This is a genomic window from Microcystis panniformis FACHB-1757, from assembly GCF_001264245.1.
Classification (GTDB): domain Bacteria; phylum Cyanobacteriota; class Cyanobacteriia; order Cyanobacteriales; family Microcystaceae; genus Microcystis; species Microcystis panniformis.
On the sequence record NZ_CP011339.1, the window covers coordinates 4120463 to 4142486 of the forward strand.

17 protein-coding genes and 5 pseudogenes are annotated in these 22024 nt (G+C 42.1%); 10 read left to right on the forward strand and 12 right to left on the reverse strand.

What is annotated here, in order from left to right; genetic code table 11:
* The first annotated feature begins 18 nt into the window (after positions 1–18).
* The 3 genes from VL20_RS19690 (at position 19) to VL20_RS19700 (ending at position 1546) form a co-directional block, all read left to right on the forward strand.
* Positions 19–378, forward strand: a complete 360-nt coding sequence (locus VL20_RS19690) for a YtxH domain-containing protein (RefSeq protein ID WP_002790189.1) — start codon at positions 19–21, stop codon at positions 376–378.
* A complete protein-coding gene (locus VL20_RS19695) occupies positions 379–744 on the forward strand; it encodes a hypothetical protein (protein ID WP_002766050.1) in 366 nt (121 codons plus the stop codon).
* A 187-nt stretch (positions 745–931) separates the two neighbouring features.
* The gene (locus tag VL20_RS19700; protein WP_052277539.1) at positions 932–1546 is read left to right on the forward strand and encodes a molybdenum cofactor guanylyltransferase; all 615 of its coding nucleotides are present in this window, start codon (positions 932–934) and stop codon (positions 1544–1546) included.
* Here VL20_RS19700 and VL20_RS19705 read toward each other — a convergent pair.
* Positions 1499–2764, reverse strand: a complete 1266-nt coding sequence (locus tag VL20_RS19705) for a DnaJ domain-containing protein (protein WP_052277540.1) — start codon at positions 2762–2764, stop codon at positions 1499–1501. The genes VL20_RS19700 and VL20_RS19705 overlap by 48 nt on opposite strands.
* Before the next feature lie 105 nt (positions 2765–2869).
* On the opposite strand from VL20_RS19705, the pseudogene VL20_RS19710 reads away from it, so the two are divergent.
* Positions 2870–3420, forward strand: a pseudogene (locus tag VL20_RS19710) (transcriptional repressor).
* A 4-nt stretch (positions 3421–3424) separates the two neighbouring features.
* Here VL20_RS19710 and VL20_RS19715 read toward each other — a convergent pair.
* The 4 genes and pseudogenes from VL20_RS19715 to VL20_RS19730 form a co-directional block, all read right to left on the reverse strand.
* Entirely contained in the window at positions 3425–3847 is a 423-nt protein-coding gene (locus VL20_RS19715) for a SufE family protein (protein WP_052277541.1), read from the reverse strand.
* Between the two features lie 198 nt (positions 3848–4045).
* Positions 4046–4486, reverse strand: a pseudogene (locus tag VL20_RS19720) (type II toxin-antitoxin system PemK/MazF family toxin).
* A gap of 3 nt (positions 4487–4489) precedes the next feature.
* On the reverse strand, positions 4490–4705 hold the full coding sequence (locus tag VL20_RS19725) for a hypothetical protein (RefSeq protein WP_002790182.1): 216 nt from the start codon (positions 4703–4705) through the stop codon (positions 4490–4492).
* Between the two features lie 200 nt (positions 4706–4905).
* Positions 4906–5694: a PEP-CTERM sorting domain-containing protein gene (locus tag VL20_RS19730; protein ID WP_002790181.1), complete on the reverse strand. Its 789-nt coding sequence runs from the start codon at positions 5692–5694 to the stop codon at positions 4906–4908.
* Between the two features lie 190 nt (positions 5695–5884).
* Between VL20_RS19730 and VL20_RS19735 the strand changes: the two genes are divergently transcribed.
* Positions 5885–6595: a hypothetical protein gene (locus VL20_RS19735; RefSeq protein ID WP_052277542.1), complete on the forward strand. Its 711-nt coding sequence runs from the start codon at positions 5885–5887 to the stop codon at positions 6593–6595.
* Positions 6596–6618: 23 nt separating this feature from the next.
* Positions 6619–7452 carry a Uma2 family endonuclease gene (locus tag VL20_RS19740; protein WP_052278521.1) on the forward strand — a complete coding sequence of 278 codons (834 nt, stop codon included), beginning with the start codon at positions 6619–6621 and terminating at the stop codon, positions 7450–7452.
* Positions 7453–7481: 29 nt separating this feature from the next.
* Here VL20_RS19740 and VL20_RS19745 read toward each other — a convergent pair whose 3' ends face one another.
* From VL20_RS19745 to VL20_RS19760, 3 genes and pseudogenes are all read right to left on the reverse strand, one after another.
* The gene (locus VL20_RS19745; protein ID WP_002761217.1) at positions 7482–7709 is read right to left on the reverse strand and encodes a DNA-directed RNA polymerase subunit omega; all 228 of its coding nucleotides are present in this window, start codon (positions 7707–7709) and stop codon (positions 7482–7484) included.
* Positions 7710–8185: 476 nt separating this feature from the next.
* Positions 8186–9996: pseudogene (ltrA, locus tag VL20_RS19755) on the reverse strand (group II intron reverse transcriptase/maturase).
* 628 nt (positions 9997–10624) lie between these two features.
* A pseudogene (locus VL20_RS19760) lies at positions 10625–11743 on the reverse strand (RNA-guided endonuclease InsQ/TnpB family protein).
* Between the two features lie 516 nt (positions 11744–12259).
* Here VL20_RS19760 and VL20_RS19765 point away from each other — a divergent pair.
* Positions 12260–12382, forward strand: a pseudogene (locus tag VL20_RS19765) (photosystem II q(b) protein); the annotation flags it as partial.
* Between the two features lie 425 nt (positions 12383–12807).
* On the opposite strand, the gene VL20_RS33060 reads toward VL20_RS19765, so the two are convergent.
* The gene (locus tag VL20_RS33060; protein ID WP_052275239.1) at positions 12808–13020 is read right to left on the reverse strand and encodes a hypothetical protein; all 213 of its coding nucleotides are present in this window, start codon (positions 13018–13020) and stop codon (positions 12808–12810) included.
* Entirely contained in the window at positions 12995–13828 is an 834-nt protein-coding gene (locus VL20_RS31880) for a transposase (RefSeq protein ID WP_284525807.1), read from the reverse strand. Before VL20_RS31880 ends, VL20_RS33060 begins: the two co-directional genes overlap by 26 nt.
* Positions 13829–15371: 1543 nt before the next feature.
* Between VL20_RS31880 and VL20_RS19775 the strand changes: the two genes are divergently transcribed.
* A complete protein-coding gene (locus VL20_RS19775) occupies positions 15372–16817 on the forward strand; it encodes an Ig-like domain-containing domain (protein WP_052277545.1) in 1446 nt (481 codons plus the stop codon).
* Between the two features lie 125 nt (positions 16818–16942).
* Complete coding sequence (locus VL20_RS19780) at positions 16943–19180, forward strand: FUSC family protein (RefSeq protein WP_052277546.1); 2238 nt, start codon at positions 16943–16945, stop codon at positions 19178–19180.
* A 327-nt stretch (positions 19181–19507) separates the two neighbouring features.
* Here the strand turns inward: VL20_RS19780 and VL20_RS19785 are convergent, their stop codons facing one another.
* Positions 19508–21580: an AAA family ATPase gene (locus VL20_RS19785; protein WP_052277547.1), complete on the reverse strand. Its 2073-nt coding sequence runs from the start codon at positions 21578–21580 to the stop codon at positions 19508–19510.
* Between VL20_RS19785 and VL20_RS33065 the strand changes: the two genes are divergently transcribed.
* On the forward strand, positions 21565–21696 hold the full coding sequence (locus tag VL20_RS33065) for a hypothetical protein (RefSeq protein WP_260441297.1): 132 nt from the start codon (positions 21565–21567) through the stop codon (positions 21694–21696). The two genes, VL20_RS19785 and VL20_RS33065, sit on opposite strands and share 16 nt — an antisense overlap.
* 76 nt (positions 21697–21772) lie before the next feature.
* Here the strand turns inward: VL20_RS33065 and VL20_RS31885 are convergent, their stop codons facing one another.
* Positions 21773–21949 (reverse strand): hypothetical protein, encoded by a 177-nt coding sequence (locus VL20_RS31885; protein WP_002737666.1) that lies wholly within the window; start codon positions 21947–21949, stop codon positions 21773–21775.
* Positions 21950–22024 lie beyond the last annotated feature (75 nt).

Genomic DNA, 22024 nt, shown 5'->3' on the forward strand with positions numbered 1-22024 from the left:
AAGTACAGGGGCAATCCTATGGCAGATAAAAATAACGGTAACGGTGGCTTATTCGTCGTCGGGGTTTTAGTGGGCAGTGCGATCGGGGCAGTGGCGGGTTTATTAGTAGCGCCGAGATCTGGAAAAGAAACCCGTCGAATTCTGCAAAAATCCGCCCGGGCTTTGCCTGAATTAGCCGAAGATCTGACCACGACGATGCAATTACAGGCCGATCGCCTATCGGAATCGGCCCGGCGTAATTGGGATGATACTTTAATGAGATTAAAAGAGGCGGTGACAGCCGGAATCGAAGCTAGTCAAAGTCTAGCCACGGACAATCCTTTCCCCGACTCAGAAGACTCCCCCCAAGGCGATAATCATCACTCGAATGACCATTAAATGACCGAACCTATTTTCTGGCTAGGATGTTCTTTACTGCTAGTCGCCGTTAGTTTAACGGCGGTTTTCATCGCTGCTTTACCTGCCCTGCAAGAGTTAGCCCGGGCAGCCCGCAGTGCCGAAAAATTATTCGATACCCTCCATCGGGAATTTCCCCCGACTCTAGAAGCAATTCGCCTAACAGGGGCGGAAATCAGCGAATTAACCGAAAATATCGATGAAGGGGTCAAAAGTACCCGCCAAGTTGTCCAAGGAGTCGATCGCAGTCTCGGTAGTGCTAAAGCTGGTCTCAGCAAGCTCGATCGTGGCAGCCGTCGCCTCTTGATCGGTTTGAAAGTCGCTTGGAATACTTGGAAACGCAGTTAAGCAGATGGGGAAGTGGGGTGTGGGGTGTGGGGTGTGGGGTGTGGGGAGTTTTCTCAGTGAACTGATAACTGATAACTGATAACTGATAACTGATAACTGATAACTGATAACTGATAACTGATAACTGACTCCACCAACAAACTTTTTGCCGCAAACCCTACTTAGGCAGAGGAGAATATAAGTTATTATGGGTGATTTTCCGGCTTTAACGGCGTTAATTCTGGCTGGTGGTCAAAGTTCCCGTATGGGACGAGATAAAGCATTGTTATCTTTTCAGGGTCTCTCTTTTCTAGAGAATACTTGTTTAATTGCCCAAGATTGTGCGGTGCAAGTGTCTGTGATTACGCCTTGGCCAGAACGTTATGAACTGATCATTCCCCAATACTGCCGGATAATTAAGGAACCGCTTCCCACTAGGGGGCCTTTATTGGCCTTTGCCTTGGCATTAACTTTTGTATCAACCGATTGGGTTTTATTACTCCCTTGCGATTTACCTTTACTAACGCCTCCAATTATTCAAGAATGGTCAAGATTATTAGCCACTGTACCAGAAAATGCCATGGCTTTGGTTCCTCGGTGCGGCAATCGTTGGGAGCCTCTCTGTGCTTTTTATCATCGTCGTTGTTTAGAATCTTTGCAGACTTATATTCAGCAAGGGGGAACTGCTTTTCAAAAATGGTTAAATGTCGCTGTGGTGGAGGAATTGATTATCGATAATTCCGAGATTTTATTTAACTGTAATACTCCAGAAGATTTAGAGATAATAATAAACTCCCCAGATATTAACCGTAAGAAAACCTAGCACAAAAGGGAGTAAAAGTAAAGAGATCGGCGAAGAAATATTGGATAAATGGCGATAACCATAGTAGAGCATTCCGGTTAGATAACCGCCCGTTACACCGATAATTGCGCCAATAATATCGCCATTTATGGATAAATAGGAAGTGAGCAAAATGACGAGGGAAAAGGGCAAAACTATTAGGCCAGCTAAAAATATATCGCCAGTAAAACTACCATATTTATTACTTAATTTTCTGCCAAACCAACTAGATAAAGTCAGAATAATAAAAGGAAATACTGCCCAGCCTAATAACAGCAAAAACTCAGATTTAACTGTCCAGTTTTGCCAAGTAAAAGCGATAAAAAAACTGCTGATTATTGCTGCTAATGCACCCGTAGCCAAAGCCTGATTACGGTTAAGCTTTAAAAAAGACTGTGCTAGACCGGTCTTAGGTTTGAGCAAAGATGAGCCAGAGATTTTCAGCAAATTAAAAACAATAAAAAGAGTTTTTGACCACTTGATTGATTGCTGTTGTCGATAACTTTTATGAGCATCTCTTAACTTATTGGCAATGGCATGATAGCGGCGAAAATTTCCCTGTTGCTTAAATTTCTTGGCTGCTATTTGAAAATCTTTTCGTGCTGCTGGCAGTTCCGAGAGTTCCTCTAGAGCTAATCCTCTGTGATAATAGAATTGGGGGTTATTGGGGTCAATGGCGATTGCTTTGCCATAAGCTTCTAGGGAGGATTGGGTGTAACCGAGTCGTTGACGGGATAAACCGAGGTAATAGTAAGCTTGGGAACAATCGGGTTTTAACTGCAAAACTTGCCGACAATCGCTTAAAACTTGCCGATCCTGCTGATTATGGTAGTAAACTTCCGCCCGTTGCAGATAGGCCTGCCAAAATTGCGGATTAATTGTGATCGCTTGCTGGTAAAATGCGATCGCTAGTTGATAATTTTTCTCTTGAGCGTAGTGCCATCCCTGTTGATAAAAATCCTCGGCACTGCGGTTAAAAGTGGGTATTTCCGGGGATAAACTGCGATCATACTCTTTTCTTTTGTCTTTATCGCTCAAAACCCGATAAGCTTGTTCAATTTCCCGAAATTTTGCCACTGCTTCTGGATCATTGGGATTATAATCGGGGTGATATTGCCGGGCCAGACGACGAAAAGCGGCTTTTATCTGATTATTACTGGCATTACGGGGAATTTGCAGGATTTCATAGTAATTTTTCATACTCGAATGCGGGGGGAATTTTCAACTACTTAAAATTGTTGCCAATGGCTCGCCGAAACGACTATCATTGTCAATTAAATAGCTTTTATTGAGAGTTGATCGCTTATGTCTGCCTACACTGCTTCCTCCCTGAAAGCGGAACTCAACGCGCGGGGGTGGCGCTTAACTCCCCAGCGAGAGAAAATTCTGCACGTTTTCCAGAATTTACCGAAAGGCAATCATCTCAGTGCCGAAGAATTGCAGGAATTGCTGGACAAAAGGGGGAAGGAATTAGTTTATCGACAATTTACCGCAGTGTTAAACTGATGTCGCGGATGGGAATTTTGCGGGAGTTGGAATTGGCCGAGGGTCATAAACACTACGAACTCAATCAACCCTATCCCCACCACCATCATCATTTGGTCTGTATTCAGTGTAATAAAACCATCGAATTTAACAATGATTCCATTCTCAAACACAGTCTCAAACAGTGTGAGAAAGAGGGTTTTCAGTTAATTGACTGTCAGTTAACCGTGATGGCCATCTGTCCAGAAGCTTTGCGGATGGGTTGGCCGTCGGGAATACCGAGTAATTGGGGTTGTACCCGTTCGCTGGTGGATACTCGTTTCCAAAACTGCGAGATTCCCGAATCAAAGGAACCGGAACCAGAAAACTAGACATCTAAGCGGACATTCCCAACTGAAAACCGAGAGCTTTTTTCTGCATTAATTGGAAAATATTATAAAATCCGTTGGCGCGGGAAGGGGTAAGACTGACTTTTAAACCGGTTTCTTCGATAAAATCCGGGGTGACTTGCAGGATTTCTGTGGGAGTCAGTCCATTTAACCCCTCGATTAACAAAGCAACTAAACCTTTGACTAATTGTGCGTCGGAATCCCCTTTGTACCAAACTTGGCCATTTTCGATGTCGGCAGTGATATAAACTTGGGATACACAGCCATGAACTTTATTAGCGGGTATTTTGGCAGATTCTGGTATTGGTTCTAGTTTTTTAGCAAAAGCTAGTAATTGTTCGTATTTTTGCTTAGGATCGGTACGACGTTTGAGGCGTTCGACGATGCGATCGAGATTAGACGGGAGCATATTGCGAGTTAAAATAGGAAAAAATTAGCCAATAGCTTTTTTATATTAGCATTCTCGCGGAAGTTGAGCGCTGTGGTTATCGCTGCCAGGACTGCCTTGGTCAGAGGGTCTGGAGGCTATCTGCTAGAATTGGCATCAATCAAACGCCACGCTTGCAGGAGCTATGGATAAACGCCCTACCAAAAATATAAAATCTCCTTACAATCCTAGGCAATATCGGACTGCCGTTTCAATTTCTTGCATTTTTTCTTCGGATAGTTTCCCAACTGGTGCGGAGGGGAAGCGATTTTTATCAATTGAACGAATTTGAAAACCAAGAAAGACTGTTTCTAAAGGAAGCCCACTTTCATCAGTCGAAACGCGAACATTAGTCGGATAATCTTGGCGAATATTTTCTCCTTTCGTCCCCACCACTACCATCACCACTAAGGGTAACTGATTGATCACATCAATAGATAATAAGTAGTCATGCAAAATTAATTACCTGCCCGATCGAGCTAAAACCCTTACGGGGCAATGATCGTCATGTGTAAATAATTTTGCCTAGGTACTTACTAAAACTGGTCTAGTTCCTGCTTGCTCTTTTCCTTGAATCGGGTTAAGATTAACGAAATAAATTTCACCTCTTGCGATAGTCATTTTCTACAAACCGTCCATTTCAGAGACCATAAACTCCTGATTAATGGTAGCGATTTCTCCTAAAATATCCTGATCATCTGCCATTATTTGCAATTGCTCTTCATCAATTAATTGAGTTTCTATTGTCAATTTTACTTTAGTATTCGGCTTAAGATTAAAGGTTTCAGTAGGATAAAAAGCTTCTCCATTGAAAATAGCAGTAATTTTTTGATTCATCATTTCTGTACCAACATAAATCAAGCTTCTCTTACTTGATGATACCAAATAAGTACCTAGGCAAAATTATTTACACATGACGATCATTGCCCCGTAAGGGTTTTAGCTCGATCGGGCAGGTAATTAATTTTGCATGACTACTTAAAGTATCGAAAACCTCCGCTTCGAGAGAGGAAACCCTCGCCTCCTCTCCCTTGTAGGTATTACTTCCGCGCTTTGCGGACGGTACCCCCTAGCATTAATCCGCCCAAGGTGATAAAACCGAGAAGGCTAGAAGGTTCTGGAGTGGTCGCAGTCGGGGTGGGAACCGTCAGCACCGAAGAGATTCCGTACAAAGGGCGGAATGCTACCGGACCGTTAAACCCTGGACCAAAATCGCTCCCATAACGAATCCAAGTTACGTTCGTTCCATAGCTCGATCCGATAGTTACTGGTACCGACCCAAGTGGACCTAAATTAGGTTCCGACCAAGCAACTCCCGAAGATAAAGTCCCCGTCCACACATCACCGAATAAATAATGACCAGATTGCGACATCGAAATACCACCATCATGACAAATGATGCCAGCCGCCGGTATATGGGGACAGATATCGCCATCCCACAGGTCGGAGTTACCGAAGGCGATCAGTTTGCCATCTAGACCATAGATAGGGACACTCGTGTCAACTGTATTGGTTGAGGTATTGTCGATCGCATTCACACTAGCTGTCGAACCGATCACCTTCCAAGTAATACTAGCAGGGTCGATTCCTACATTCGTAAAAGCGTCATTTAATATTGTTGAGGTGTGCGCCTCATTGTCAACAAAGGTATTGTAGGTATTTATGTCAGTGCTTGTTGCTTGAATCGTGCCATCCGTAACAAATACCAAGCGATACTGATTACCAGGACTAAGACCAGAAGGAATCAGTTGAAAAGCTTCTGCAATGCCAGAGATGCCTAGAGTCGCAAGGGCAACTCCTGATAGGATGCCGATAATGGGTAGTTTCACGTAAAATTGTTGTAAGGATTATGTAAGTTTTGGAACAAAATCAAAAATTCATAAGGAAACCTTACCCCCCCGCACATTTGTCAAGTCTTTTAAATAATTCTTAATATTTCTTGCCGTTTTGCTCTCTGGCTCTTGTCCAGCTTTTCGACGGAATCGCTAAAATGATCAGGGGTATTTTAGAGGCAAGTCTATGAGTGAACCGGTAACTCTTGCGGATATTTACCAGCTATTCCGCACTTCCGCCGAGGAATATGATCGCCGGGCTGAGGAATATAATCGCCGGGCTGCCCAATCCAAGGCGGAATATGATCGCCTGGTTGCCGAATCCAAGGCGGAATATGATCGCCTGGTTGCCGAATCCAAGGCGGAATATGATCGCCATAGAGTCGAAATAGAGAGCCTCCTGGCCGAATCTAAACTAGAAAGCGATCGCTCCATGGCAGAACTGAAACGGACGGTTGAACGAACCAGCAAAGCGGTAGATAGTCTCACCACTCGCTGGGGTCGATTTGTGGAAGAATTGGTAGAACCGGCGGTTTTACGGCTTTTTCAGGAAAAAGGCATTGATATTAAGGAAGTTTATCCCCGTGCCAGAGTCAAGCGTCAAGGTATCGCCATGGAAATTGATATCCTAGGGGTGGATGATACCGATCTTGTGGTGGTGGAATGTAAATCTCGATTATCTCAAGATGATGTAGATGAATTTATTGAAAAATTGACTCGTTTTAAAATCGCTTTTCCCCATTATCAAAACTATCGAGCCTACGGTGCAGTGGCAGGAATTGAAATCAACGAGGGAATCGATCGCTATGCTTATAAAAAAGGTCTATTTGTGATTAAACCCTCCGGAGATACGGTGGCTATTATTAATGATGCCGACTTTCAACCGAATACTTGGTAATTTCCCTAGTCAAAACAATCGCTATGGTTAACCTTTCCTACAATAAAAATCGCCTTCTTCCCACTGCTGAAGAATTACCCTGTTCTGACGAAACACCCGTGGATAACCAGTTACAGAACGACATTCCCAATCTATTACTTAGTTTATTAGCATTTATTTGGATGGGGCGGGATGATTGGTATTTTGGTGTCGATATGGGAGTTTATTACAATCCCGACGAACCGGCGATCATACCCGATGGATTTTTAGCCATTGGAGTCAAACACGATACCGGCGAAAGGGGAAGATTAAGCTATGTTCTCTGGGAAGAAGCTTATATTATGCCGATATTGGCCCTGGAAGTGATTTCTGAGAAATATAATGGGGAATATGAGGGAAAGTTAGCGGATTATCAAACCCTAGGCATTCTCTATTACGCCATTTACAATCCCTTGAGCGGTAGAAGGGGAAGGTTTAAAAATAGAGAGAGATTAGAGGTTTATAAGCTTATAGCGGGGAAATACGAGCTTTTAGAGCCTGAAAATAATCGGGTATGGTTGCCAGAAATCGGGTTAGCCTTGGGATATGAGCAGGGAGAACATATCGCTTGGGTGCGAGAATGGCTTTATTGGTATGATCAATCGGGAAATCGCTATTTAACCGCAGAGGAAAGGGCAAGGGCAGCGGCGGCCATCGCCGCTCAAGAACGTTTGAATGCCCAACAAGAACGTTTGAATGCCCAACAAGAACGTTTGGCTAAACAGGCAGCCGAAGCGATCGCCGAGCAAGAACGTTTCGCCAAACAGCAAGCGGAACAAAAAGCCCAACGACTAGCGGAAAGACTAAGATCACTGGGTATCAACCCCGATGAAATGTAGGGGTGGGTTTCCTCGGCAATTTTAGGGGATTAATCGCGTAATAATTCCGGTTCGGTTAATTCGTCAGTCATTTCCATCAGGGCCCGTTGGACGGGTTTAATCATCGGGTCGTCGATATTTTCTACGGTATCGTAGCGGACGCGTTTGGCCCGTCTAGCGACTTGCACGACGATCGAGTAACGATTGCTGGCCGCATTCATCAGTTTATCGGTGAGATAAATCATCTCGGAGGAGTCGAATTTAAACCGTTTGGACATAGTTATATTTAGCCTTCTCTGGCGAATTTGGCACTTGTCACTGATAATAGGTTAGTGATCAGTTTTATTACTCAATCCACCTTACCACATTTTGTCCACCCTAAGGATAGGGTTATCCTTGATCTCGATCGGATTTTGTCAAGTACTTTTTACAAAACTTAAATCAATTTTATACAAGTTTAAAAATATACAAATAAAGAGTTGACATCCTCACCGCCAGGGCCGGACGGTGATGACCGGCAGATCAAACAAGCTTAATTGAATGATCTTCGGCTGGGTTGACGCTTCACAGGACGCTGCTTCTTTAACAGAAGTCTTATGCTGTCCGACCCGTCCGTTTTTTAAGGTCTCCGATTGCCCACCGGCGACCTTGATAATTAAAGTCAGTAAGAGAGTCGCCTCTCCTACTGCTCTACAAAACGGAACGTGACAATTTCTCGTCATTCCGCTCCTCAACTACACGGGGTTTGTCATTCCTACGTCATTACCAACATATCCTTTACCCAGATGTAATTATCTGGTATGGGCGGTTCTGGCTTGACACTATTGCAGTCAGATTTGTTGCCTAGACTGCCATCATTGGCTGTCTTTTCATCATGGCAATGTCGATGAAGAAGTTGGAGGTTATTGTAACTGTTATTCCCCCTAGTGATTTAGGGGTGATGTGGTCTATCTCCATTAAATCCCCATCTCTTAAGAAGTGTCCACAGTGAGTACATTTCCCTTTTTGCTTTTTCAACAGTTTTGAAATTTCTGTTGGCATTTCGGGATGAGTCCCCATTCTTGAACTCCAATAAACTAGGTTTCCATCGTAGGGTGAGGCGTTCCCTTTGACCTTCACATAGCGTCGGATTTCCGTTTCTCTATGTTCGTACAACCTTAGAGGATTATTTTCTTCTCTGGTTGTGAAAGCCCAGTTATTGCCACCTATTGTGTGAAAGTGTCTTTTAGAAATCCACTTTCTTCCTTTGTTTCGATGGCGTTTTATCCCCCATTTGATGAGTTTATGCCCTAGGATGTGGGTTAATCTTTCAAAGATTTTCTGACTAACCACTGTTGAGAAGTAATTGCACCATCCTCTTATTACAGGGTTTAACCTTTTAATGAGTTCAGCTTGGTTGATTCCCTTGCTGGTGTTTATGATGCGTTTAAGTTCTCTATAGTGTCTTATTTGACTCTCTTTGTTAGGGGTTATTATTGTTTTGAAACCAAGCAGATTACCTCTGACTTTTCCCGAGGTGTATTTACCGACGGGAAATTGTCTTATATTAAACCCTAGAAAGTCGAATCCAGCTTGTTCGCTTTCATGTTCTCTCAGTGTGTGGGCTATTCTTGTTTTACTTGGTTTTAACTCAAGTCCGATGTTTTGTAACCATCCCTCTATTTCCTTTTTGATTAGGAGAATAACCCCTAGGTTTTCATGTAGTACCACAAAATCGTCTGCATATCGGATTAAGGTCACTGATTTTATTTTGTCTCTAACACTCATTTGTGTCCCGTCTTTGCGTTTCATGTCAAATGAGGGTGCTAGATTCATAACCAATTCCTCTAACCCATGAAGTGCTATATTTGCCAATAATGGCGATAACACTCCGCCTTGCGGTGTACCTTCTGAGGTTGGGAATAACTGTTTGTCGTCTATGACTCCTGCTTTTAACCATGATTTGATTTGTTTCCTCATGGTTGGGTAGGTGTTAAGTTTTTCTAACAGTTTTTGATGGTCAATGCGGTCAAAGCATTTAGCTATATCTGCATCAAGAACATACTTTGCCTTTTTGTTAATGGCTTGGAATATCCCTGCTATAGCATCGTGACAAGAGCGTCCTACTCTAAATCCATAGCTGTTAGGCTCGAATTTGGCTTCCCACTCTGGTTCTAGTACCAGTTTAGCTAGTGCTTGTAAGGCACGGTCTTTCATGGTAGGTATTCCTAAAGGTCGTTTTTCGCCGTTGGGTTTGGGAATCCATACTCGGCGTGTGGGTTTGACCTTTGTTCCCAAGTTTAGTTCAGTCATTAGGGTTAACCGTTGTTTTGGGGTTAGAGATTTAACTCCATCCACACCTGCGGTTTTCTTTCCTTGATTGTCTTGGGTTACTCTACGCACCGCTAACGCTTTAGCACTGTAGGACTTTAACAATAATTTTTGGAGTCTGTGAACCTTCTTGACATCTCCACAACTAGACGCTCTGAAAATTCGTTTTTGTAACTTAAAAACCTGACGTTCAACCTTTTTCCAATTGATGTCTTGCCAAGTCTTCCATTTATCCATCTGTTGAACAGTGGTCATAACTTTTACATTACTACTTACAACTTTTCATTCCATGTAATCGTGAGTCCGTCTGCATATCCTATTCGTTACAAATAGGCGTTGGCTTTTGACTCAATCTTTCCCTACTATTACCTGCTGTATTGCAGAGTTTTCGTCTTAGCTGACTGCTCTTAGTTTTCGACCTTTACTAAAGAGTAATAATAGGGTTACTTCGTTCCTCTTAACCTTTGGTTTGTTCCCTTTAGGATGTCATCTTTTTACCGAGTTTTTGGGTAACGCTTGGTATATCGATACAAATCCTTATACCACCCTATACTATTGACCTTTTGGTACTGGCAGTGTGTCAGCCTTATTTCACTGCTTCGCCGTAACGGTAATTCGGACGATGACTTAACTTTCGTTATCCATAGGAACTTGCTTACGGTTGACTTATTTAGGCTATAAGTCGCTTTTTCCGCTCGATTCCCTGCTTTACGGATTGATGGCTAGTCGCTACCGTAAGGGCGTTTGCTTTCATTCCTGCGTCTGGAAGGTAAGACTTGGGGTTTCTAGGATACTAGCCCTCACTTACAAGGTTATGAAGTTGTCATCTGCTGAGGATTAAAGTGCGTACTCAACCCAGTTAGGGTTACTCAACAGAGGCCAGTCATCCCCCTATTTCTAGGTTTCGACTGAACGAATCGCACTTAATTGCGGCGTTCACGTCTCGATCATGGAAAGTCCCACAGAAAAGACATTCCCACTCACGGATATTTAATGCTTTCTTACCGCCGATATTCCCACAACAGGAACATCGCTGAGACGTTGGCTCCCATCGAGAAATTATCCGAAAATCACGCCCATATTTATCAGATTTTGCCGATAGCATATCTCGGAAAGAACGCCATCCTAAGTCTGATATGGCACGGGATAACTTGCGATTCTTAAGCATTCCCGATGTGTTTAAATCCTCTAAAACTATCGTTTGATTTTCACGAACGATTCTAGTGGATAGTTTCTGCAAGAAATCAGTGCGAGCGTCTTTAATCTTTGCGTGGATTTTAGCTACTCGTTTCCTAGTTTTTTCCCGTCGTTTACTTCCTTTCTGTTTTCTAGAAAGGTTTTTCTGTGCCTTTCTTAGCCGTTTTAATTGTTTCTTTAACGGTTTCGGTGCGTCTATCTTTTCCCCTGTTGAGAGAGTCGCAAAAGTAGCAATCCCTAGATCGATTCCCACGGACTCCCCGTTATTAGGAAGTATTTCGGACTGAATCTCGACAACAAAGCTGAGAAAATAGCGATCTGCTGCATCTTTAATCACGGTGACGCTAGAAGGTTTAGAAGGTAATGGACGACTCCAAACTATTCTTAGATCGCCGATTTTCGCTAAAGTAACGCAGTGCTGGTTAACGGTAAAACCATTGTCAGTAAATCTTGCTGATTGCTTAGATTTACGCTTCTTAAATTTAGGAGGTTTGACTTTTCTTCCTTTTCTCTCTCCCTTGCAAGATGCAAAGAAGTTAGAGTAAGCAGTCTCTAAGTCTCTCAAAGACTGTTGTAAAGGAATAGAAGAAACTTCAGTTAACCACTGTTTTTCTTTGGTTTTTTTAATCTGAGTGATTCTTTTAGACAACTCGGTATATTTTGGCTTTTTTTATCCTTGTTGATAGAGTTCTTGGCAGTAAGCTAAGGTATCGTTCCAGACGACACGCACGCACCCGAACAACTGAGACAAAAGCTTTTTTTGTTGGTCTGTTGGGTAAAGGCGATATTGATACCTTGCTTTCATTGTTGGTTTAAAATGTGTGTGTCTGTACTCTATTTTAACTAGGTCTGTCAATAATGTCAATTCGGTCAGTAATCAGTAATCAGTAATCAGTAAAAAGACAGTAAGTACCTAGGCAAAATTATTTACACATGACGATCATTGCCCCGTAAGGGTTTTAGCTCGATCGGGCAGGTAATTAATTTTGCATGACTACTTAAGAAACCTCTATTTAATACTGCACACTTAAAAACTCACATCTGATAACTGATAACCGTCTCTATATAGGTTGGTTCGGTGTCATCCTGATCCCGACGATCTTAACCGCTACCATCTGCTAACGCTCTTCTGGAACTTTCGGAAATCCCCGACGGAATCCAGATTCTGAAACCCTTGGTTGACAAGTGATCGCTAACTTTTTTTCTAATAAAAACTCAAATTTCGGGTTTCTGTTAGTTAGCGATAGCTTGAAGGCTTACCCCATAAGAGAGCTAGAGTTTAGAGACTGTAAGACTTTTGCCAGACTCCCTCCAAGAGCGTTATATTATCGTCTTTATTGCCGTTCCTCCCGTGGATATCGACGGTATTCGCGAGCCGGTTTCTGGCTCCTTACTCTACGCTCATAACTTCCCCCTCGATTTAGCTTCTGGTGATGCTATCCCCATGGCCTTGACAGTGCCGGCGATCGATGGTTAAAAATAAACAGATGCTGGATCCCCATCCAACATCCGCGTTCTAACTCTGCACACATTTTGCTAAGTCCTCATGATAAGTTAAAAAACGCTTCCTTTTTGGGGGCGTTTTTATTTATTCGATTGAAAAAACCGATGACAATCATTACTAAAGCTGATAAGAAAGTGGGGTGTGGGGTGTGGGGTGTAGGGCTGACTGACGGACACATTTTTCAATACAAAGACAAGTACTGTTATGTGAAAGCCTCAAACTCCTGAATAAAAGAAAAGGTAATTTTGCCATAATAATCCTGACGAGCTTTGCGAGAAGAGCCAACAGGGAAAAGGGTCAACAGAAAATAAGTGGTCAAGTCGCAAGAAGGGACGCGCCTTATGAACAACTCCCGCCAGCCAACGTCAACCAATTTTCAAATAACTCAAACCACGCCGAAAATGAGCATCAACCTGACGGCGAGAGCCAGATTGTTGAACCGCCATGCCAGTTAAAGTAGCAAAGAGAATAGAAATGGCAACAATGAGATAGAGACGTTCTAAACAAGCAGCAGAGCGAACACGAGAATGTTCCCAGTCAAAAACGCCCGATTTACTGCCCTTGAAAGAGATGTTCAATGGGAAAACGAAGACCATACTGCCAGAAGGTGTCAAGGGTAGGAGGTTCATCGCTCAGAATTGCCCAATTATCCTTAACCCCTGGAACAGAGGCTAAAGCAAGATGAGCAGTGATTCTAGCCTCCTGCCAGACTTGAACGTTGCGATCAAAGCAGGCTTGCCGTTTGGGAGGATAGAGTTCTCTGACCTCATAGCCAAAACCCCGACGGCGAACACCGTAAATGAGGGTATCGCAAGGTAAGCGAAGACACCAATGCCAAGTATTTTTCCTGAGCCATTGAATTAATTGCTGATTGGCAAAGCCTCGGTCGGCTAACAGCATGACATTCTCAAAGCCCTGAAGATAGCCTTTGGCTCTGTCCAACAAGGGTTCGTATTTCTCAAAAGCTAGGCTGGCACTACCATGTTCTAATCCCATCCACATCAAGGGGACGGCTCTCCCCCCGCAGACCACCGCTAGATAGACAAAGCAGTATTGATTCCACAACAGAGTGGTATCTATTGCTAGATACAGTCTTTCCCCCTTCTCCTTCCAAGTCTCGATGGCTTTCAATATTAAGGGGATGTATATCTTTTCCACCGCTACTCTTCCATTCTGGCAAAAGCGATTCCACCGTCTCTGATAACTATTGGCTTGTTCGGCTCTGCTTTGTACAAAGGGTTCCCATCTGGCTTGATTGAGACTTTGACTACTGAGTAGGGCTGTCACCATCCAACTGAGGACGGTTAAATGTCTTTTATCCACAAATCGGCTTCCTTGTTCTAGATAGGAATAAACTTGGGAGAAGATTCTGTTCTCGGTTTTCATCTTGTAGGGATTCTTGCTTTTTCCCTATCTACCCAGATATTTTTCTTTTTGGCAACCCTTGTCTTGTCAGGTTTTGACCCACTTGTGTCCGTCAGTCAGGGTGTAGGGTGTGGTGCGATTCGTTGGCTAGAAACTAGACAGTAAGACGTTTAGAGGATTAGCCGCTTGGTAAATGTAGTACCTTGATAACTTTATAACCATACAGGTGCGGGTTAGTAATAACCTTAGTCCTGTCCTCTAGATGCCTAGAGTGACGGCATTTCCTGCTGCTTTAGACTTGGTACATCTGAGGTAGTGAGCGAGGAAAAAAAGCGGTATCTGATAGCCTAAATCAGAAACCCGTTGAGCCAGAACCTATGGATAGCCCTGGGGCGAAGATACGAATTAACCATCGTCAACACCCACGAGCCAAAAGGCTGACAGGCTCGAAACAAAAGTTAACAGAGTTGGGGCTGATAGCTCATACCACTATCAGTAAGGCATTCCCGTTACTCTGTTGTGGACAGTATCATCCTAATGGTTCAACCAATGGTTATAGGGAACGAAGTAACCCTGATTGACTCTGCCCGTTTGGGGCAGTAGGAAACCATCCGCAAGTCAATAGAGGGAGAGGATGTCCTTAAAAGCCAAGGCTTTGAGTAATATCAAAGATATGCTGACAAAGGACGGGTAACTAGGAAGTCTAAGCAACAATCAACGGTCATATACGCCCTAAAACCAACAATCTTGTCTGGTGGGGATACAGCCAAGAGGGTTGAATAGACAAGGAAATAATAATTCCCATTATTATTCTACTAATGACAGTAGCCTAGTTACTCAGGAGCCGGATACGGCGAAAGTCGTAAGTCCGGTTTTGAAGCAGGGGGTGGGAAGGCGACTTCCTGCTCTACTGTAACGGGTGTGGGGTGTAGGGTGTAGGGTGTGGGGAGAATAAATAAAATAATCTCCCGACTCCTGACTCCTATCTCCTGACTACTGACTACTGACTCCTATCTCCCGACTCCCGACTCCTGACTACTGACTACTGACTCCTATCTCCCGACTCCTATCTGCTGACTCCTGACTCCTGACTCCTGACTTCTAACCCAATTTTGGACAAAGATAAGTAAAAATTATTTATTGACCGTAAAAACTTGAGAATATTTAAATTAACATTCCGCAATATTTATAAATTCTTAAGAATTAATTGAGAAATATTTTTATTTAACAACGATGTTATGCTGGTTACAGCGATTTGATAGAATTTCATAATGGGTTGTTTTGTGCTTTTTTGGCCAGCAATGGTTGAAACCCTTGTCAAACCTAGAAGGTGATCCTAATTAAAACGGGTAAATCAGTCAATTTCACCCACAACGATGATCTTTTTTTTATGTAGTTTTGTTGCAAAAAAAAAGTTTTTTTGACAAAAAGCACAAAGTATGATATGCACCAAAGGTGTTTCTGGTTGCGAGTAATTATTGTAGAGGGGGGAGATGGGAGAATAAATAAAAGCAATCTCCTGACGACCGACTACTGATAACTGATAACTGATAACTGATAACTGATGAAAAGATTAGCTTGGTTCGATCGCTTAGTGTTAGCGACTATTTTGGCTTTAATTGCGGCGATATCGTCGATTTTGATCCAGGGAAATCAAGTCCCGACCCGAGGGGAGAATTTTAGCTGGCAAGGGCGAAAAATCGGCGTTAGGGACAATTATTTTACTTTAAGTTTTAATCGGCCGATTGACCGTTCAGACATAGAAACCAGCTTGGTGATCAATCCTCCCTTACCGGGTAAAATTAGCTGGGCCGGAGATCGCTTGACCTATACTTTGACAGAATTGCCCATCTACGGCAAAAAATATCAAGTAAAGTTACCTATTGCTCAAGGTGAGGACTTTATCGGCGAATTTTACAGCCACGATCGAGCTTTTGCCTATATTGGGGTCAACCAAGAGGAAAGAGGCCGTTTAATCGTCTGTAATATCATTCAGGGGCCAAATAACGTCACAGAACTGAAAAAAACCATCCTTACCCCTGGGGATCTGGTGGTCACGGATTTTCAAATCTATCCGAGGGGGGATAGAATTTTATTCTCGGCCTTCGATCGCTCTGACTTAGGACGAGATACCCCAAAACAGCAACTTTACACAATTACCACGGGTTTAAATCATGACGAAAATAGTCAAAATTTGCCCAGTGGTCGTATAGAAAGGTTTTTAGATGCGAAAACCTATCAAAATCTGCGTTTTAATCTCTCAGATAACGGCAAAACCCTAATCGTGCAGAGAATTAATCATGGGAATCCGGGGGATGCCAGTTTATGGGTAATCAGCGATGATCGACAATCGCGACCGTTAGGAATGCAAGGGGATAATTTTTTACTATCTCCCGACGGTAAAAAAGCGGTTGTCAGTCAAACGGGAGGGGTAGCGGTGATTCCTTTGGATGTACAAGGGGGAAAACCGCAATTTTTGCCCACCTATGACAAAATCCTCGCTTTTTCCCGGGATGGTCGCCAAAAATTAATGGTGAAATCAGAACCGGATAATCAGCGATCGCTATTTCTGCTCAACGATCGGGGAGAGTCAAGACTACTATTAAGAACAGCTAATCCGATTATTAGCTGTGAATTTGAACCGCGACAAGAAAAAACCCTTTACTGTCTGAAAAGCGATCTGGTTATGGGCAGCGATGGCAAGGTGAAAGAAGAACCATTTTTAGCGATTATTGAGCTAAAAACGGGTAAAATGATCCCCCTGCTCGCCTTACCTAATTATCGTGACGTGCAGATGAGTATGTCTCCCGATGGCGTGGCTTTATTATTTGATCAGTTAGCAACCATACCCTTTGGAGTCGGAAATGATTTAGTCACTGGGGAGGGGTCGAGCATTGCCGATGGTCGTCTCTGGTTATTACCGCTTCCTGATCAATTCAGTCCCAATAGCATCCCGAAAATTTTACCTCAAGAACTCAACGCTGGTTTTAAACCCCGTTGGCTGCCCTAATACAGCAGAATTAAGGAGTTAGGAGTCAGGAGACAGGAGAGAAATCTTTCCCTAATCAGGTGACTCGGAGAATGCTGACTCCCGAAAACGAAAACCTCATACCTCACCATTAAGATAAGTGCTATATGCTACTTCAGCGATTTGCTTTTTTATTGCGTCCTAGTGGCGATATCGAGATCGAGCGGGGGATTCGGACTTTATTAGCCATCACAGTGCCGATTATTATTGGTGATATTTTAGATCGGTCAGAAGTGGGGTTAATGGTCGGTTTAGCGGCTCAAACCTTGATTTTAGCTGATGTGGGGGGACTTTACTGCCTGAGAGCGAAAACCCTAGTCGCTACGACTATCGGGATGGCTCTAGCTTTGATTATCGGCACATTAGCCAGTGCTTGGCTAGGATTGACCGTAGTGATAGTTTTTTGTGGGTTGTTTCTAGCGGGTTATTTGACGGTTTACGGGGAAAATGGGGCGTTAGCTGGGGTAGTAATCAGTTTATTGCTGCTTTTGGCCGTTTCTTTGCCATCGGGAGATATGGTCGTCGCTTTACAACGGGCCGGAATCGCTGTTTTGGGAGGGGGATGGACAATTTTTTTGGCCCTGTTTATCTGGCCTTTTCGTCCTAATCAGCCTTTACGTCAGGTAACGGCGGAAAATTTTCAGGGTATCGCCACCTATCTCCGTTCTTTGCCTTTACACTCTCGTTCTAATGCTCATGAGGAGCCATATTTTGACCAAATTCGCCAACTGTTGCTCCGTTCGAGGAAAACTGTCACCTTGACGCGTCGGGGACGTTGGGGAAAGAATGAGCTGCGGGAATTGTTAATCGTCTTGATTGAAGATAGCGATCGCATTAATACCAGCTTAATTGCGCTGCGAGAATTGCTTCATCTTCATCCCTTGCCACAACTGACCACGGTGGGTATTTTATTAGAAGATATTCTCGTGCAAGTGGCGGAAATTAGCGAAGATATTGCTGGGTTAATTTTGGGTAGAAATAAACAACCAGATTGTGAGCGCTTGCAGCTATTACTCAAGGCGATCGAGCAACAAAAAAACCTGCAAGCTAAAGTTTTAGAAAATGCTCAGGACGATTATAGCAGTTATGTGGCAATTTCCCAATTAAATAATCGTTTAAAAAAATTATTTAAACAGCTAAAAATAGCCAGTGAAACAGCGCAACATTTGCGGCAAAGCGAGGAATTTTCAGATAAAAAGAATCCCTGGCAGCGGAACTTTGAAGGGATAGAAAAAGAGTACGGTCAAGAAAAAGCTTGGTGGGAACCATTAAAATCTAATTTTAATCTAGAATCGCCCCTATTTCGTCATGGTTTACGCTTGGGTTTGGGAAGTGCGCTAGGAGTTTTGATTTACAATAAGCTAGGAATTACCCATAGTTTTTGGATTGGTTTAACCTTAGTTATTGTGTTAAAACCAGATTTTAGCTTGACTTTTCAACGCTTTTTTAATCGGGTGTTTGGCACGATTTTAGGCTCGTTTTTTGTTTTGGCACTGTTGCGAATTATAGATAATCCGCTCTGGTTAGAAGTTATTGGGGTTATTTCTATAGCGATCGCTTTAACTTTGGTGCGGTTTCACTATAGTTTAGCCGTATTTTTTATCACAATTTTTGCTTTAATTATCAGTCGTCTCGATACCAGCAATGACGGGATTAATTTAGAGTATATCAGAATAGTTTATACTTTAATCGGTAGTGCTTTAGCTTTTGCACTTTCCTTCGGTTTTTTACGGTTTAATGAAGATGAACGTTTTTCCAGAGCTGCCATTAAAGCATTAGAAGCTAATCAAGTATATTTTCAGTCAGTTATGGCAGTTTATTTAGGAGAATCATCCTATCAAACTGCAATTTTATCTTCCCATCGCAATAAAGCTCGACGAGCAAATACAACTATGCAAACGGCCCTACAAAGATTAATTGATGATCCTAGCACGCCTTTTCCACAAATGGAACCAGCAATAACTTTAAGTAATTATATTCCTCGTTTTGGTCGCGGAGTGACAGTTTTATTGACGGAATTGGAACAATATCGCGGTAGTCCTCCCCATCCTAATCTAAGTCTGTTTACGCAACAAATAACCCAAGCTTTGACGCAATTAACCCAAGCTTTGCAAGCAAATAATCCTCCTTCTCCCTTACCTTCCCTCGAAGATACTTTAGAAAATATCCTCGATCATTTGCAAGAATTGCGAGAGGAAAGGTTAGTGGAAATTGGCCATCAAAAAGAGGGAACTAATCTCCAAAAATATTTAGGGGATTATAATATTGTCACCACGGAACTTGTGGAATTATCCAATCGTGTTGGGGTAATGAACACAGCAATTGATCGTTTTATTAGAAGTTAAAATTTAGTTATTATAACCAGGGTGTATCTGATTTTTGTAAATCTACTGAGTTGGGTATTTTTAAAGGGAAACTGTCTTCTAAAATTGGTCATTACTTCCGATTTTATCACTCAATCCAAGCTTTTGGTGGGTTCTACCTCCCAAACCCCTAGGGTTGATTCAGAGTAGGGTTGATTCATGAATCAACCCTACCCAAACCCCGGAGCGCATTAGTTTTTCGGTGAGATGCTTACACGCGATTGTTCATATTTTTGTACCAATTTAAGAGTCACTGATAATTGCTGGTTGTCTGTATTTGTGCAAAGGTGAGATGCACCGATTTAGCAGTCAGGAGGGAAATCGATTAACTTCGATAATTTCCGTATATTCAAAATTATTAGGACTGCGTTTCACCAGAGAATAATTAACACCATGAAGATTAATTAAATCCTCTTGACAATCTGCTTTCGGAGAATTATAAACTAACACATATTCTTTACCAATATAGGGAGAAATCTCGGTTTCTACTTCTCCTCTCCATTGAGTTTTTGTCACTAAAACAACTAACTGATTGGCTAATTTAGGAATAGCGATCGCAACTTGCCGACGATAGATATGATCAAGACTACCAAAAGGGGAATCCATCACCAGAGGAAAAGTGCTGCTATCAATTCCCATCAAAGTATTTTTCTGACTCCATTCGCGCACTCGATCGATAATTCCCCCGATAAAAGATAAACTGAGAATCTGATTTTCTCCGGTGGAAGCTGCCACGGGAATCGCGAATCCTGTGGTATTTTCTAATAATCTTACCTCGTAATCGGGACTAATACGGGGAATATAGGGAGTAAAAGAAATTGAGCTAAAGATTTCCTGTACCCGTTTTTCTAAGGACAAACGAAACTGATTTTCTAATCTCTGTCTTACCTCACTAATGCGATTAATTGCCTCTTGAGTCGCTAAAATACGTCGTTGTCCTAAATTATATTTTTGCTCTTTTTGTTGCTGTTTCTGTACCTGTTTTTGCAGGGATTCTAACTCTTTTTCATAGATATCTAGTTGATTTTTATTGCTGCCCTGTTCCAAGCGTAAATCTTTTAGGGAATCCTCGATCGCATCTAAGCGAGATTGCAGATTTTTAATATCTTCATCGGGATAATGGCGAAATTTATCCCGCACTTCATCTAATTCTGATTCTACTAAAGATAATTCTAAGCGCCATTGGTGAATATTAGCTTGATAATTATCCACTTCTTGCCAAAAATCTAAGACTTTTTTATCCATTTCTTTGACTGTGGAAGATAAGCGAATGGCCGCTTCTTCTACATCGGCCATTCCTGCTTTATTCATCCAATCTTGTACCTGTAAATAAGCTTGGCTATTTTCCTGTAATTCCTGACCACAAATACATTTTTTCCGATCTAATAATTGTTGGACAAATTGCTGTTTGATACCACTGGGTAATTCCCCTTGTTGTCGTAGGCGATCGATTAATTGCTGAAAATTTTGATTAATTCCTTTTAAAAAGACTTGATAAGCTTGCTGAGAAATTAATTTCTTTAACTTATCCTTAGTTCTGACTAAATCTTGCCGCAGATTTCTTTCCTGTTGTTCTAATTTTTCTTTTAACTGTTTTAATTCCTCGGCACCACTTAACTCTAGTAAGCGATTAGTCACGGCTTTTTTTAATTCTTCTTGCTGGGATAACTGGCTAATAATATCTTGCTGACGCTGTTTTAATTTCTCGAAATCCTGCTCAATTTTACTTTCCTGTTTTAATAACTTTTTTAAATCCGATTCCCCTAAATCTTTAAGCTCATCTTGTAAAGATTTCTTAGCTTTTTTTAAATGCTCGATCGCTCGATCTAATACTTTAACTCCCAATAATTCTTTTGTATCTTCGGCGATTTTACCTTGACTACTACTGCGGAATTGATGATCAATATATTCCCCATCAAAAAAGAAATAACGGTGTAAACTTTCCGGTAAAATTTGATTAATAATATCCTCCGCTGGTTGATTGGGTGTGTACCAATTGCCATCATCACCAGCGTAGAGCATATATAAACTATTTGAACCGTATTTAATTTTACTATTTACATCTTGATAGGCGAAAAATTTTCGTTTTACCTGATAGCGTTTATTTTCATGTTCAAAGTTTACTTCTGCGGAACATTCTATGGAAGTTCCCGTACTTACTTCCGTAATTGCCCGTTTATTAACTAATAACTCTGGTTCGGCAAAAGCTGCTGTAAATTTTTCATAAAGAACCCAAGTACAAGCATTTAAAATGGTTGTTTTTCCCGCCCCATTATTGCCATAAATTACCGTTGTATTGCGAGAACTTGCCGCTAAATGTATCTCAGGAGTCTTACCATAAAATTGTCGAAAATTACATAACTTTATTGATAGTAGTTTCATATTTATATAAAGGGGATGATGGGGAAGTGGGGGAGTGGGAAGTGGGGAAGTGGGGAAGTGGGGAAGTGGGGGGATGGGGAAGTGGGAAGTGGAGCATTTGGATGAAATTTCCCTAAACCCCTAAATCCCTATCACCCTATCACCCCAAAACCCTATCACCCTATCTCCTGACTCCTGATAGCTAAAAGCTAATTATTGGATTACTTCTTTAATAATCGTTAAAACATCATCATTGATATTGCGAGGATTGCGCTGGTATAACTTATCTCTTTCCAATTTTAAAACTCGATCGATGATTTTTCGCACATCTTCGGGAGCGTTTAAAATCGGTTCTTGGATATTTTGGAGATTATTATCAGGATTAGTCATAGGGCAGATTTTTTAATATTTACAGCCGCGGCATTTCCAACAAAATCCCTGCCAGGGTACGTTAATCTACTACTA

Coding starts and splice junctions, on each gene's coding strand:
- VL20_RS19690 (WP_002790189.1), top strand. CDS start 19: ATGGCAGATAAAAATAACGGTAACGGTGGCTTATTCGTCGTCGGGGTT.
- VL20_RS19695 (WP_002766050.1), top strand. CDS start 379: ATGACCGAACCTATTTTCTGGCTAGGATGTTCTTTACTGCTAGTCGCC.
- VL20_RS19700 (WP_052277539.1), top strand. CDS start 932: ATGGGTGATTTTCCGGCTTTAACGGCGTTAATTCTGGCTGGTGGTCAA.
- VL20_RS19705 (WP_052277540.1), bottom strand. CDS start 2,764: ATGAAAAATTACTATGAAATCCTGCAAATTCCCCGTAATGCCAGTAAT.
- VL20_RS19715 (WP_052277541.1), bottom strand. CDS start 3,847: ATGCTCCCGTCTAATCTCGATCGCATCGTCGAACGCCTCAAACGTCGT.
- VL20_RS19725 (WP_002790182.1), bottom strand. CDS start 4,705: ATGATGAATCAAAAAATTACTGCTATTTTCAATGGAGAAGCTTTTTAT.
- VL20_RS19735 (WP_052277542.1), top strand. CDS start 5,885: ATGAGTGAACCGGTAACTCTTGCGGATATTTACCAGCTATTCCGCACT.
- VL20_RS19740 (WP_052278521.1), top strand. CDS start 6,619: ATGGTTAACCTTTCCTACAATAAAAATCGCCTTCTTCCCACTGCTGAA.
- VL20_RS19745 (WP_002761217.1), bottom strand. CDS start 7,709: ATGTCCAAACGGTTTAAATTCGACTCCTCCGAGATGATTTATCTCACC.
- VL20_RS31880 (WP_284525807.1), bottom strand. CDS start 13,828: ATGAAAACCGAGAACAGAATCTTCTCCCAAGTTTATTCCTATCTAGAA.
- VL20_RS19775 (WP_052277545.1), top strand. CDS start 15,372: ATGAAAAGATTAGCTTGGTTCGATCGCTTAGTGTTAGCGACTATTTTG.
- VL20_RS19780 (WP_052277546.1), top strand. CDS start 16,943: ATGCTACTTCAGCGATTTGCTTTTTTATTGCGTCCTAGTGGCGATATC.
- VL20_RS19785 (WP_052277547.1), bottom strand. CDS start 21,580: ATGAAACTACTATCAATAAAGTTATGTAATTTTCGACAATTTTATGGT.
- VL20_RS31885 (WP_002737666.1), bottom strand. CDS start 21,949: ATGACTAATCCTGATAATAATCTCCAAAATATCCAAGAACCGATTTTA.